This is a genomic window from Bacillus sp. FSL K6-4563 (assembly GCF_038630405.1).
Lineage (GTDB): Bacteria > Bacillota > Bacilli > Bacillales > Bacillaceae > Bacillus > Bacillus pumilus.
In genome coordinates this window covers 3,585,056-3,598,319 of the sequence record NZ_CP152030.1, presented here as the reverse complement: position 1 = coordinate 3,598,319, position 13,264 = coordinate 3,585,056, and the positions used below count along the sequence as shown (strand labels likewise).

The 13,264-nt window shown below is 42.3% G+C and carries 12 protein-coding genes; 8 read left to right on the top strand and 4 right to left on the bottom strand.

The features are described 5' to 3' along the window. Positions 1-47: 47 nt before the first annotated feature. The gene (locus MHH54_RS18320; protein WP_003215358.1) at positions 48-698 is read right to left on the bottom strand and encodes a TetR/AcrR family transcriptional regulator; all 651 of its coding nucleotides are present in this window, start codon (positions 696-698) and stop codon (positions 48-50) included. Between the two features lie 161 nt (positions 699-859). Here MHH54_RS18320 and MHH54_RS18315 point away from each other — a divergent pair, with 161 nt between their 5' ends. The 8 genes from MHH54_RS18315 (at position 860) to MHH54_RS18280 (ending at position 8,291) form a co-directional block, all read left to right on the top strand. Next, entirely contained in the window at positions 860-1,972 is a 1,113-nt protein-coding gene (locus MHH54_RS18315; protein ID WP_003215110.1) for a sugar diacid recognition domain-containing protein, read from the top strand. Positions 1,973-2,089: 117 nt separating this feature from the next. Continuing rightward, the gene (locus MHH54_RS18310) at positions 2,090-3,361 is read left to right on the top strand and encodes a GntP family permease (protein ID WP_065099197.1); all 1,272 of its coding nucleotides are present in this window, start codon (positions 2,090-2,092) and stop codon (positions 3,359-3,361) included. Between the two features lie 31 nt (positions 3,362-3,392). Next, entirely contained in the window at positions 3,393-4,532 is a 1,140-nt protein-coding gene (locus MHH54_RS18305; RefSeq protein WP_342500522.1) for a glycerate kinase, read from the top strand. Positions 4,533-4,627: 95 nt separating this feature from the next. Then, on the top strand, positions 4,628-4,966 hold the full coding sequence (locus MHH54_RS18300) for a zinc ribbon domain-containing protein YjdM (RefSeq protein ID WP_003215145.1): 339 nt from the start codon (positions 4,628-4,630) through the stop codon (positions 4,964-4,966). 213 nt (positions 4,967-5,179) lie between these two features. Continuing rightward, positions 5,180-5,701 carry a hypothetical protein gene (locus MHH54_RS18295; protein WP_342500521.1) on the top strand — a complete coding sequence of 174 codons (522 nt, stop codon included), beginning with the start codon at positions 5,180-5,182 and terminating at the stop codon, positions 5,699-5,701. Between the two features lie 253 nt (positions 5,702-5,954). Then, a complete protein-coding gene (locus tag MHH54_RS18290; RefSeq protein ID WP_080984767.1) occupies positions 5,955-6,884 on the top strand; it encodes an ABC transporter ATP-binding protein in 930 nt (309 codons plus the stop codon). Then, the gene (locus tag MHH54_RS18285; protein WP_106032024.1) at positions 6,881-7,834 is read left to right on the top strand and encodes an ABC transporter permease; all 954 of its coding nucleotides are present in this window, start codon (positions 6,881-6,883) and stop codon (positions 7,832-7,834) included. Before MHH54_RS18290 ends, MHH54_RS18285 begins: the two co-directional genes overlap by 4 nt. 28 nt (positions 7,835-7,862) lie before the next feature. Then, entirely contained in the window at positions 7,863-8,291 is a 429-nt protein-coding gene (locus MHH54_RS18280; RefSeq protein ID WP_003214965.1) for a DUF4064 domain-containing protein, read from the top strand. Between the two features lie 40 nt (positions 8,292-8,331). Here MHH54_RS18280 and MHH54_RS18275 read toward each other — a convergent pair whose 3' ends face one another. The 3 genes from MHH54_RS18275 to MHH54_RS18265 form a co-directional block, all read right to left on the bottom strand. After that, positions 8,332-9,660 (bottom strand): citrate:proton symporter, encoded by a 1,329-nt coding sequence (locus tag MHH54_RS18275; protein WP_003214912.1) that lies wholly within the window; start codon positions 9,658-9,660, stop codon positions 8,332-8,334. A gap of 294 nt (positions 9,661-9,954) precedes the next feature. After that, the gene (locus tag MHH54_RS18270) at positions 9,955-12,021 is read right to left on the bottom strand and encodes a beta-galactosidase (protein ID WP_342500520.1); all 2,067 of its coding nucleotides are present in this window, start codon (positions 12,019-12,021) and stop codon (positions 9,955-9,957) included. Between the two features lie 23 nt (positions 12,022-12,044). Further along, positions 12,045-13,253, bottom strand: coding sequence for a glycosyl hydrolase 53 family protein (locus MHH54_RS18265; RefSeq protein ID WP_342500519.1), 1,209 nt, complete (start codon positions 13,251-13,253; stop codon positions 12,045-12,047). Between the last annotated feature and the right edge of the window lie 11 nt (positions 13,254-13,264).

Sequence of the window (13,264 nt, the reverse complement as noted above, 5' to 3'; positions counted from 1 at the left end):
CGACCGTCAGTCTATAATATACGCAGGATTGGTATTGAAGTGACCAATCACTGATTATGTTCATCAAGTTCTCCAGTTAAACGTTTCAGAAGAAAGGAGAAGCTCCCCTTTTCTGCATGTAATGAGGATTCGAGGATATCGATAAAAGCTAGCGCGCGCTGCATACTCTCTTCGGCTGTCCATTGAAAAAGGCCCTCATCAAATATGACCTGTGCAGAAGCAAGAAGGAATTCCACCGTTTCTTGCGGGTACTTTGTTTTGAATGTCCCTTCTCCCACCCCTTGCTGAATGACATCAGCTAAAACGGGTGATAGTTCTTTAATCGCTTTGATTAAGCTTTTTTGGTGCATCTCTGCATTAGAAGGCTGATGGAATTGTTCAATCATGCCCTGTTTATTGCTTCCTTGCTGAGGCGATTGCGCCATGATAATGCGAAATAGTTTGTCGACGACTGGAAGGTCTGGCTCAGCCGCAATACGTTTTGCCACGATGATATCTGCTTTGATGATCCTGTCAATAATGGCATCCATCACTTCTTCTTTGGATGAAAAGTAATAATAAAAAGTGCCTTTTGCAATGCCAACAGCTTTCAGAATGTCGATAATCGTTGTTTGCTGATAGCCTTTGGTAGAAAAAAGCTCTTCGGCTGCGTTTAAGATGTCATTTTTACGTTCTTCAGGATGTTTAACGGTTCTCATAAAGCCATCCTTTCTTTTGATTAGACTGTCGGTCGGTCCTTTGGTTTGATTAAACACTTTTCAATGTCCCTTTGTCAATGCCTCATTTTTAAACACTTTGCATTTATTGTGCAATGACACTATGATACATTGAATGAAAATACCTTCAGGAGAGATGCCTCATGCAATTTTTAACCACTGAATTGGCACAAGAAATGGTTGAACGTACGATGCGTATTTTAGATAAAAACATCAATGTGATGAATGCGGATGGTGTCATCATTGGTTCTGGTGAACGAAACAGGATTGGTCAGAAACATGATGGTGCACGACTTGTTCTGACAAGCGGGGACAGTGTGGAAATTGACCACGATGCGTCCTTACACTTAGAAGGAGTGAGACCAGGAATCAATTTGCCTATTTGCTTTCGTGAACAAGTAGTTGGTGTGATTGGCATTACTGGTGAGCCAAAGGACATTCGGCATCATGCCGAGCTGGTGAAAATGGCGGCTGAGCTGGTGTTAGAGCAGTCTTTTCTGCTTGAACGAGTTCAGTGGCGGCAGCGAATAGAGAGTGAAATTGTCAATCAGTTAATTTCTGATTCGGACGTTGGTGATCATCAGCTAAAGAACCGAGCTGCATGGCTGGGAATGGATTTAGATAAACGCCGAATGGCCATCATTTTTCAGCCAGTTCCATCCACAGAAGACGCTGTGCATAAAATGATTCATGCGATTCAATACGATAAGAATGTGGATGATTTGCTTGGCATGACCTTTCGTCATGAATTGGTTCTTTTAAGGCAGCCGATTTCTGATCATTTTTTAAAGCATGTGGTTGGGCAGCTGCAAAGAACAATGGAAAAAGCAGTAGGAGGCCAGGTGCTGGTGGGGATAGGGACTGTCGCCGCCGACATAAGCCAGCTGTCATTGTCCTTTGAGCACGCAAGAGATTCCTTGAGGTTGGGGAAGGCTCTTGATCCGAAGGAAAGTATTTATTTTTTTGAATCTTATCAGCTGGAAAGGCTATTGATTACTGCAGGAGCTGTTGAAGAAAACAGTAGTTGGGTTGACTTTTACAAGCCAATAATACAAGAAGCGGAGCTTGCCCACACATTAAGAATTTACATTAAAGAAGGCGGTGATTTACAAAGAATTGTTGATCGTTTATTTATTCACAGGAATACATTGCGATATCGTTTAGATAAAATACAAGCTTTGACTGGAAAAGATCCCCGTCATGTGAAACAGTTGATGGAGCTTTATATGGCGCAGTTGATGAGTCAACTATCTTAATTGTGCATATGCACAATTGAATAAAGGAATAAATGAAAAAAGTTCATCTAGATTCACAACCCGATCCCAGTTAGTAAACGCTTACAATTAAAGAAAGACATTTTGGGGGGATCGAAAATGAGTGGAGATGTGACAGTAAGTACACTAGGAGCCATGACGGCACTTGTGGTTGCGATTGTTCTTATTCTAAAAAAAGTATCACCTGCATATGGCATGCTGGCAGGTGCTTTCATAGGCGGCTTGGTAGGCGGTGTAGATATTGTTCAGACCGTCAACGTCATGATGGAAGGCGCTAAGGATATGATTCCAGCTGTCCTCAGAATTATGGCGGCAGGTGTCTTGGCTGGCGTTTTAATTGAGTCGGGTGCAGCTTTATCTATCGCCGAGGCGATCGTGAAGAAGCTTGGAGAGGCGAGGGCGTTATTAGCACTTGCACTGGCAACCATGATTTTAACAACAGTGGGTGTTTTTGTAGATGTTGCTGTTATCACGGTAGCGCCTATCGCACTTGCCATTGCCAAACGGGCAAAGTTGTCAAAAACGGGGATTTTACTCGCCATGATTGGAGGCGGGAAGGCAGGGAATATCATGTCACCGAATCCAAATGCCATTGCCGCTTCTGATGCTTTTGGTGTACCGCTTACTTCAATGATGGCTGCGGGTGTCATTCCGGCTGTGTTTGGATTGGCTGTTACATATGTGTTAGCTAAAAAGCTTGCAAAAAAAGGGACACCTGTTCTTGAAGAGGAAACCGCGTTAAGCAAAGTTGAAGTGCCAGCTTTTTTTCAAGCACTTGCGGGTCCGCTTGTCACCATTTTATTGTTGGCTTTAAGACCGCTTTTTCAAATCAATATAGACCCAATGATCGCCTTACCGATCGGAGGCATTATAGGCGCTCTTTTCATGAAAAAAGGGAAGTTTCTCAATGATTATGCGATGTCGGGGCTTCATAAAATGTCGGGTGTAGCAATTATGTTATTAGGGACAGGCACACTAGCAGGAATTGTATCGAATTCTTCCTTAAAAGATGTGTTTATCCAAGCACTCGATGCTTCGGAATTACCTCCGTATTTACTTGCACCAGCTTCAGGGATATTTATGTCAGCCGCCACTGCTTCGACAACAGCAGGAACGGCGGTAGCGAGTGGTGTATTTAGCGGTACACTCATTGGGCTTGGTGTATCAGCTCTTTCAGGAGCAGCCATGATTCATGCTGGTGCAACTGTGCTTGATCATATGCCGCACGGGAGCTTTTTCCATGCAACAGCAGGAAGTGTTCAAATGGACATCAAAGAGCGGTTGAAGCTCATGCCTTTTGAATCGTTAATTGGTTTGACATTAACTGTCGTATCGACCATTATTTTCGGCGTTTTCCAGTTGTTTGGCTGATGACATTTGATAAGAAACGAGGGGCTTTAGGATGAAAATTGTGATTGCACCAGATTCATTTAAAGAAAGTTTATCTGCATATGAGACAGCATGTGCCATCGAACGAGGATTTCATGCGATTTTGCCAGACGCTGAATATATTAAACTTCCCATGGCAGATGGAGGAGAGGGAACTGTTCAATCACTAGTTGATGCGACGGGCGGGTACATGATCAATCAAGTAGTCACAGGCCCGCTTGGTGAACCCGTCGATGCCTTTTTTGGCATGTTAGGAGACGGTGAGACGGCCGTTATAGAGATGGCCGCAGCCTCTGGGTTACACCTTGTTCCGCAAGAAAAACGCAATCCGTTACTCACGACATCGAGAGGAACTGGGGAATTAATGCTTGCGGCACTAGATCAAGGAGCGAAGCATGTCATCATTGGGCTTGGCGGAAGTGCAACAAATGATGGTGGCGTTGGGATGATGCAAGGATTAGGTGCGGCTTTTCTTGATCAAGCAGGACAGGAGCTGTCGCCAGGCGGTGGAACCCTTCATCAATTAGCTTCTATTGATCTATCTGGACTTGACCCAAGACTGCAATCCGTTCGGCTGGAGGCAGCCTGTGATGTGGATAATCCTTTAACGGGTGAGAGAGGAGCGTCTGCTATATTTGGTCCTCAAAAAGGTGCAAATGAAGAAATGGTTCAAGTGTTAGACAAGAATTTAGCTCATTTTGCTCACATAGCCGAAAAGCAGTTCAATGTTTCCTTTGAAGGTGTAGCGGGGGCAGGAGCGGCAGGAGGACTTGGTGCGAGTTTATTAGGCTTTTTACATGCCGATTTGCAGCGAGGAATTGATATTGTGCTGAAAGCTGTTCAGTTTGATGATGTCATCAAGGAGGCAGACCTAGTCATTACTGGGGAAGGCCGAATTGACCAGCAGACCATTTATGGAAAAACCCCAATCGGTGTAGCCAAAGCAGCAAAGCAGTATCATCTGCCTGTGATTGCTATCGCGGGCTCCCTCTCAAAAGACAGTGCTGTCGTACATGAGCATGGTATTGATGCACTTTTTAGTATCGTTCCAGGTGTAACTTCTCTTTCTGAGGCGATGAGAGATGGGGCTATTCATGTAGAGAGAACCGCTCGAAATATTGCGGCTGCTATATCAATTGGAAGAAATAAGTAAACGATGAAAAATGTTTCCTTTTCTATCACATTCTTTCTATAGAAATGTGGTAAAATTGTATGAAATGAAATAATAGAAAGTTGGAGGAAACACAAATGTCTAATCTACCAAATTGTCCTTCATGCAGTTCAACGTATACTTATGAGGATGGCAGTCTGCTGGTTTGTCCTGAATGTGCGCATGAATGGTCACTTGAACAAGAACAAGCGGCAGAGGAGCAGCTTGTGGTCAAAGATGCGAATGGAAATCTATTAAGTGATGGGGATACGGTCACTGTCATTAAAGATTTAAAAGTAAAAGGCTCTTCTTCCGTTTTAAAAATAGGAACGAAGGTCAAAGGCATTCGTTTAGTGGAAGGCGATCATAACATTGATTGTAAAATTCCTAGCTTTGGCGCAATGAAGTTAAAATCAGAGTTTGTGAAAAAGGTATAATATAAAGAAGCAAGATATTAATCCTTTTTTCTGAATGGGATTGTCTGCTTCATTGTTTTATTAATGACTTAGAAATAAATATATGAATGTTGCTAAAACATAAAAAACGCCTAATTGTTAAAGGAAACACGTTCTTTAATAAATTAGGTGTTTTATATTTTTTGAACTTTTTTGATGTATTCCAACCATCTAAATTATAAACGGGAGGTAAAAATGGAATTTGGATATTTTAAAAAACCTGTGATAAAGAAAACGACTAAATGCATACCTATTATGAATGAAGAAAATGTAAGAATTGGATTTATAAGAAGATTCTATACAAATAAAGTTGAAAAGTTGATTGATCACATATTTGATGAGTTCTTTGTGAATATAGAGGTAATGGATTCGAATTCTAATATTATTGTAACAGCTATTGAAAATAAGTCTCTCCCATCATTGTTTCGCTCAAACTGGGTTATAGAATGTAAGGGTAAAGGAAGGTTAGTATTAGAAGATAGAACTAAAATTAAGCTTAATCCAACGATGAATTTAATAATAAATGATAATACTTATTATCTAAAGAAAGGTTTCGCTAATAAACGTGTTAGATTAGAAAATCAAGAACAGACTATAGCTGAAATTACATACGATAAAATTGTGCCTCCTGCTAAAGTTAGTATTGAGAAAAAGCAGGATGACTTGTCCTTACATCTTATTGCATGCCTCTATTATATATTTATGTTAAGAGAATAGGATTGGATTTCATTTCATACTACATGATAACTTTGAATTCCACATTCTTGAAAATATAAAATTATCTCACTTTAACTTATTACCTTAACCCTACCTTAAAAAAGGCAGAGGATTCTCTAAATTTTGCCTAATCCCCTTCACAACTTTTGGGCATTGCTGTACCATATGGAAGTGTTCTTCTATTTTTAACGGATCATGGTGTTTATCAGGAAATAGATGATAGATGATACTTAGACAAAGAAGGAGAGGTAACGTGACGAACGTTTTAGAACTGCATAATGTATCTAGGCATATTCACGGGAAAAAGATCGTTCAAGACTTGAGCTTTTCTGTGCAAGCGGGCGAAGTCTTTGGCTTCTTAGGACCAAATGGCGCAGGGAAAACAACAACCATTCGTATGATGGTCGGTCTTTCTCCTATTACATCTGGTGACATTCTGATTAATGGTCATAGTATTCAATCCTCATATCAGCATGCCATCCAAGATGTTGGTGCCATTATTGAAAACCCAGAAATGTATAATCATTTAACGGCAAGACAAAATCTTGTTCACTTTGCCAGAATGAATGGGAAAGTGGATGAAGGGCGAATTGATGAGCTGCTAGAGCTGGTCAGCTTACAGCACGTGAAACATAAGCGTGTCCGAACGTTTTCATTAGGCATGAAGCAGCGTTTAGGCATTGCGCAAGCACTTATACATAGACCAAAACTACTGATATTAGATGAGCCGACCAATGGACTTGATCCAGAGGGAATTCGCATGATACGAGATTACTTGAGAAGGCTTGCAAAGGAAGAAGGGCTAGCTGTCATTGTTTCAAGTCACCTCATGTCAGAAATGGAACTGATGTGTGATCGTTTTGCGATTATCCAAAAAGGAAAGCTGATTGCGATTGAGGATCAGCGTGCAGAGACGAATCAAGACGATTTGGTCAATTACCGAATGAAGGTCGCATCTGGTGAGCTGGCAGAAGCGCAGAAGCTCATCGGCGCATTTGAGGAAGGCACGACTGTAAGAGAAGAGGAGCAGTATTTATTCTTCTCCTTGCCAGAAGAGAAAATGCCGGAATTGATTCGTCATTTGAGCGGCGCGTCCATTCATTTGTACGAAATCAAAATAGAAAAACAAACCTTAGAAGATAAGTTCTTAAGCTTAACAGGTAAAAAGGAGGCAGACGTATGATACGCCTCATTCAAAACGAGTGGATGAAGATCAGTTATCGTGTTGGAACTTGGATTATGGTTGGACTTCTTGTTTTAGGTATGATTGCTACACTGATCTTTGTAGTGAAAACAAATGACAAAGATCAAGCTTCAGGTGAATGGAAAACCCAGCTAGAAATGATGAATACGGAGAACAAGAAAGAGCTCAAAGAGACAGAGAATGGTTTCTTTAAAAGAAGCCTTGAAAAAGAGATCGCTATTAATGATTATCGAATCAAGCATAACTTGCCGCCAGCTGATCAGTTTAGCCACAGTGTGTGGGATTATGTGAAAACAAACGCCAATTTACTCCAGCTTGTAGGTGTGTTTGTGATCATTATTGCTTCCACTATTGTGTCGGCTGAATACAAGCATGGTACAATCAAATTATTATTGATTCGTCCACCATCAAGGCTAAAGATCCTATTATCTAAATATATTACAGTACAGCTGTATGCTCTTTTACTTGTTGTAGTGCTATTTATCTTGTCCTTCATATTGGGTGCTATTTTCTTTGGACTTAGCACTGATTATGTGAATTTGGTGTATCACAATGGTGAAGTGATTGAACGTTCGCAGTTTGCAAATATGATCTATTATTATCTTGCTCATTGTGCAATGTTTGTCGTTTTGGGAACCCTTTCGTTCGCCATTTCTACAGTATTTAGAAGTGAAGCCATCTCCATTGCCATTAGTGTGTTAGCTTATATTGTGGGTGGATCAGTTACAGGTATTTTAATGCTCTTCTTTGATTGGTCAAAATATTTGTTATTTGCAAACGATCCATCCCAATACTTTATGGAACAGGTTACTCTTATCGAAGGTATGTCTCTAGGATTCTCATTAATAGTCCTAGTCATCTATTGGGCTATTTTCTTGGCCATTGCCTTAATTGTCTTCCAAAAACGAGAAGTGAAAACAGGCAGTTAAATTTTAAAAATTTTTAGGAGGTTTACACATGATTAGTCGTAAAGGTGAAAAAATTATGGGGATTATTAGTATTGTCCTCAATGCCATTGGTGTTGGATTTGGAGCATTAATCCTCTCGGTAGGTCCATCATTTTATAATGAAATTAATGAAGTGCTACAAGAGGAAGGCGAAACATTACCGATTGAAACGCTTCAAGCTTCAGTTAATGCATTTGGTACGCAGTTTATGGTCGTTTCTGGAATTGCAGCAGTGCTATCGATTGTCGGTGTTATTCTCTTGAAAACAGACCGCCGTGCCGTGATTTCAGGTGTTCTTTTCTTGGTGTCTGCTGTGACTCTTTTAATTGGAACAATCGGTCTTGCATTCGCTCCAATGGTTCTATTGTTTATCATTGGATTAATGTCTCTTATTAGAAAGCCGAATACAGACATTCACACGAGTGAATATCCTTCATAAAGAAAAAGACATGCGTCGTTGTACGCATGTCTTTCTTTTTTTAGATGATACCGATCAGCATCGCCACGAACAGAAGGATAATACTGAATCCCCACATCCAAAAGAAGGAGTAGCGGATATGTTTCCCCATATCCACCCCTGCCAGGCCTACAGCGAGCCAAACAGCAGGCGCAAGCGGACTGACAAAGGTTCCGATAATATTCCCAATCATCATGGCATATGCCGCTGAAGTACCAGATACGCCAACCTCAGATGTAATGGATTCAACAATTGGCAGAAGGGCGTAATAATAGGCGTCTGTACTAGTCAGCATATCGAGCGGTACCCCAAGCATCCCGACAATAATATGTAAAAATGGCAGTAAGAAAGCTGGTAAAATGTGAATACTGTCGACCGCAATGGCTTTCAGCATCCCTGTACCTTCAAGAATTCCTAAAAATGAACCTGCGGAGAAAATAACAGCCGCCATCATCAGTGCACTAGGTGCGTGCGCCTTGATTCTTTCCATCTGTAAATTCACATTCGGAAAGTTAATCAACAGTGCTAGTGACAGGCCAATCATAAACATATAACTAGCAGGAATCACGTTTAACACGAGAAGTACCACAACACAGACAAATAGAATAAGGTTCACCCAGATGAGATGATAACGCTTTAAAGAAGCGTCACCTGTTTCGCTAATAGACTGAATGGCACGATCCCAATCGGCGCCTTCTAGTTGAACAGCAGCTACTTCGTTTGCAGCAATTTTCACCCGAATTCGTTTTTCTTCCCTCTTTCCTAAAAAGAACGCCATTCCTAACACGAGCACCACCCCAATGAGCTGGATCGGAATAAGCGGCACCCAGAGTTCAGATGGATCCATATTCAAGACGCTTGCTGCCCGTCCAGTCGGACCAGCCCAAGGAATCATATTGGTTAATCCAGCACTCGTCCCAATTAATAACAGCAGCAAGTAAGGACTCATATGTAATTTTTTATAAAGCGGCAGCAGTGCAGGTACAGTTAATAAAAAGGTTGTAGCCCCTGCTCCATCTAAGTGAGCAATGATCCCAATTAAAGCAGTTCCCATTGCAACTGTGACAACATTTCCTTTTGTCAGCTTAATTAATGCTTTAATTACAGGTTCAAAGAACCCTGTATCTTGTAAAATGCCGAAAAATAAAATGGCGAAGATAAACATGGTCGCCACCGGCAATACTTTGATAATTCCTTCTTCAAAAAAGGTTTGAATGTCATTTATCCCAAATCCCGCAATCAGTGCCCCGATTAATGGCACCATGACCATGGCGACAATTGGACTTGCTTTCCCCCAAATCAGCAATACAACAATCGTTAAAATAATCAACAATCCAACAAGCGTTAACATAAGACCCTCCCCCTACAATAAACCGTTTACATTTGTTTGCTCTTTTTATCACAATGCAGTCCCACAGCTGCATTGAAAAAAAGGGTATCAAAAATATGAGCATTAGGCAACCGCTTTCATACCTATACAATGGTAAAAAAGGATGGTGAATCCATTCATGGTGCGGTATCAAACATGTCAAAAAATTTAGATAAAATATAACGCTTCAAATACATTTCTATTAATAAATATAATTATACAGGTATTTAGGATCAATAAAAAAGAAGCGTCCAATGAATGAACACTTCTTTTAAATTATTTTTTCAAGATGATGTACTCGTAAGGATCAAGCTGAAGCTTCTCTGGCACCTGCTCATCAGTCAGGATATTTTCATAGCTTTCCGCTGAATCTAGTGATATGTTCTGCTGCTCTTCTGTAAAATTCATCATAAACACATATTCCTGAGTGCCATCTGTTCGTTTTTGTACACTGACTCCCTCTGGAATCACCGCTGATAGGACGGGCTGTATCTCCATTTCTGCGATGAGTTCCTCGTAAAACTCATCATAAAAAATCTCCTCATTTTCGGAAGCCATATAGTATGCTTTTCCATCTCCAAAAGGATGGACAGTCAGGGCTGGCTGTCCTTCGTAGCAGCCGTTCTCAAAATGTCCTAACACAGAGGCCGTTTCAGGATGTATGGATTCGCAATATTGCCCGACATGGTAGGTGCGTCCATTCCCTGTGGTCATTAATACATGTTCATCTGGCATCAATGTGTTGATTTCCTCAGCCCAAATGCCAAGTACATGGCGGAGAGGACCGGGGAAACCGCCTAGGAAACAGAGGTCATTTTCGTCAACCATGCCGCTCCAGTATGTCGCTATAAAAGTGCCGCCCCTTTTGACAAAGGCTTCGATTTTTTCTGCGACGCCTGGTTTGATCATGTAGAGCATTGGACCAACGAGCACCCGATAGGATGAGAAATCCTTTTCCATGCCGACAATGTCAACAGGGATGCCTTTTTTCCAAAAGCTTCGATAGTGAGTTTGACAAGCCTCTACATAGCGTTTGTTTGTATTATTTAAGCCTTGCGCATCATCAATGGCCCAGTGGTTTTCCCAATCGTATATGATGGCGACTTCTGGTTGAACGGATGTCCCTGCGATGGGCTGCAGCTGCTCCAGCTGTTTCCCTAGATCAGCGACCTCTTGAAACACGCGCGTATGTTCATGCCCAGAATGATCGACTACGGCGCCATGGAATTTCTCGGAGGCACCTCGTCCTTGGCGCCACTGGAAGTAAAGCACGGAGTCTGATCCGTGGGCAATCGCCTGTATGGCAGAAAGGTGTGCCATGCCTTTGTGTTTGACCTTATTCACTTCATGCCAGTTCACAAGGCTCGGTGTACTCTCCATCACGAGAAATGGCTGACCGTCCTTTAATGAACGATATAAGTCGTGAACGAAGGCAACGTTTGACGCTAATTCAGCGGTTGTTTCCCTGCCGCTATGCCATGCTGGATAGCTATCCCATGAAATTACGTCGACCTCTTTTGCAAATTGATGATAATCCAGTCCAAGAAATGGGCGCATATGCGGGTAGTCGCCCATAAAGTTGGTGGTCACTGGAATATGGGGTGTCAATTCCCGCAGCGGTTCAATTTCATTTTGATAAAAATTGATTGTTTGCGCGGTGACAAAGCGTTTCCAGTCTAGGTTCATCCCGTGAATCATGTGCTCCCCGTGCGGTGCAGGTGATTCGATTTGTGACCAATCACTATACGTGTGGCTCCAAAACCCCGTCCACCATGCTTGGTTTAAAGCTTCAAGGTCATGATTGTACTTGTCTTTCAAATAGCCTCGAAATGCTTCCTGACAGAGATCACAATGACATTCGCCGCCGTACTCATTCGAAATGTGCCACATGATCAGTGCTGGGTGATCCTTGTAGCGTTCAGCGAGCAAACGATTGAGTGTATTCGTTTTTTCTCGATAAACCGGTGAGGTGAAGCAATGATTATGGCGCAGTCCATGTAAATTACGCTGACGGTTCGCTTCGACGCGCAATACCTCAGGATATGCTTGTGACAGCCAAGCAGGCCTAGCTCCGCTTGGTGTTGCAAGAATGGCGTGTGCCCCCTGAGCTGCCAAGCGGTCCATAATGTCATCCAGCCATGCAAAATCATACTGACCTTCTTTTGGCTCTAGCTTACTCCATGCGAAAATGTTGATGGAGAATGTTTGACAATGTGCAAGCTTCATTAATCGAAAATCTTCGTCAATGATCTCCGGCATATGAAGCCATTGATCTGGATTATAATCGCCACCATGCAAAAAGCCTTTCACATTTGGGTGAACGAGTGGGTAACGCTTTCCCATTTTGTCACGTCCTATCCTTTTAATTACGGTGTCATTTGTTTAAATACGTCTAGAGAAGGCAGTGCTTTTCCGTTGAAATCAAACATCGCTTGATTTTCCCAAGCATTTCCGGCCGTACCGGTTGTTTGGATATAAGCCAGCCCATATTGACTTGACCACGGGGCGCCTTTCGCTGGAATCCAAAGCGGCTCCCAATAAAAGAACCCTTTCCCGCGATTGTTTTTCACTTGTGAAATTTTTTCTGATAGATCTCGTATAAAAGATGCCTGGCCTTGAGGTGAAGCTGGGTAGCCAGCAGTATTGACTGAATCTTGGTTAAATGAGTTTTCTAGGTTGTCGCCATTTGCTGTTGTAAAACCGTAGGCGGTTTCTACCACGATGACGTCTTTGTTATAGCGGACGCTAATATCATTCATATTGTTAGTAAGACCGCTAAATCCGCCGTCCCAATACGGGTAATAAGATAGACCGATCGTATCGAATGAGACGCCTCGTTTGGTGATTTCATCAAACCACCAGCGGGAGGCCCCGTTGTCCCCGCCATGGGCAAGGTGAAGCATGATGTTGATATTTGAATCGACAGAGCGGACTGCATTTGTGCCAGCCTTTAGCAAAGCGGCGAGCCGGTCAAATTCACCGCCGCCTTCACCCCAGCTTTTGCCGTTCGGCCACAGCATGCCTGAGTTCAATTCGTTTCCGACCTGTACCATGTTCGGCAAAGCATTTTGTGCTCTCATCGCTTTGAGTACATCCCCTGTGTAAGTGCCAACCGCTTTTACCAAATCGTTTTGTGAAAGGGAAGCCCAAGCTTTCGGTTTGAACTGTTTACCAGGATCGGTCCAGAAATCACTGTAGTGAAAATCAAGCAGCACTTTCATATTTTGTGCTTTTGCGCGTTTCGATAAAGCAATGGCTGTATTGAGATCATTTGTCCCGCCATTATAGGCACGACCTTGGTTGTCGTATGGGTGGTTCCACAGTCTAATGCGCACATAGTTGACGCCTTTTTCCTTTAATAGCTTGAGCGGGTCCACCTGTTTTCCATTCTGGTCGAAGTATCTGCCCCCGCTTCTCTCAACTTCCGCAAGCATGGAGATATCTGTTCCTTTAATGAAATCACCTTGCAATCCATTGATCGGCTGAACTAAAATTGCATCCGCTTTTGCTTCAGGTAAAATCCCTAACCCCATCAAAAAGAAAACGACAACCGTGACAAGCATCCATTTCTTCATCAAATCTCCCC

What these genes read in the sequence shown, in the direction of transcription:
- MHH54_RS18270 (WP_342500520.1), bottom strand. Translation starts at nt 12,021, where the DNA reads ATGGGAAAGCGTTACCCACTCGTTCACCCAAATGTGAAAGGCTTTTTG.
- MHH54_RS18295 (WP_342500521.1), top strand. Translation starts at nt 5,180, where the DNA reads ATGGAATTTGGATATTTTAAAAAACCTGTGATAAAGAAAACGACTAAA.
- MHH54_RS18305 (WP_342500522.1), top strand. Translation starts at nt 3,393, where the DNA reads ATGAAAATTGTGATTGCACCAGATTCATTTAAAGAAAGTTTATCTGCA.
- MHH54_RS18285 (WP_106032024.1), top strand. Translation starts at nt 6,881, where the DNA reads ATGATACGCCTCATTCAAAACGAGTGGATGAAGATCAGTTATCGTGTT.
- MHH54_RS18275 (WP_003214912.1), bottom strand. Translation starts at nt 9,660, where the DNA reads ATGTTAACGCTTGTTGGATTGTTGATTATTTTAACGATTGTTGTATTG.
- MHH54_RS18310 (WP_065099197.1), top strand. Translation starts at nt 2,090, where the DNA reads ATGAGTGGAGATGTGACAGTAAGTACACTAGGAGCCATGACGGCACTT.
- MHH54_RS18315 (WP_003215110.1), top strand. Translation starts at nt 860, where the DNA reads ATGCAATTTTTAACCACTGAATTGGCACAAGAAATGGTTGAACGTACG.
- MHH54_RS18280 (WP_003214965.1), top strand. Translation starts at nt 7,863, where the DNA reads ATGATTAGTCGTAAAGGTGAAAAAATTATGGGGATTATTAGTATTGTC.
- MHH54_RS18265 (WP_342500519.1), bottom strand. Translation starts at nt 13,253, where the DNA reads ATGAAGAAATGGATGCTTGTCACGGTTGTCGTTTTCTTTTTGATGGGG.
- MHH54_RS18300 (WP_003215145.1), top strand. Translation starts at nt 4,628, where the DNA reads ATGTCTAATCTACCAAATTGTCCTTCATGCAGTTCAACGTATACTTAT.
- MHH54_RS18320 (WP_003215358.1), bottom strand. Translation starts at nt 698, where the DNA reads ATGAGAACCGTTAAACATCCTGAAGAACGTAAAAATGACATCTTAAAC.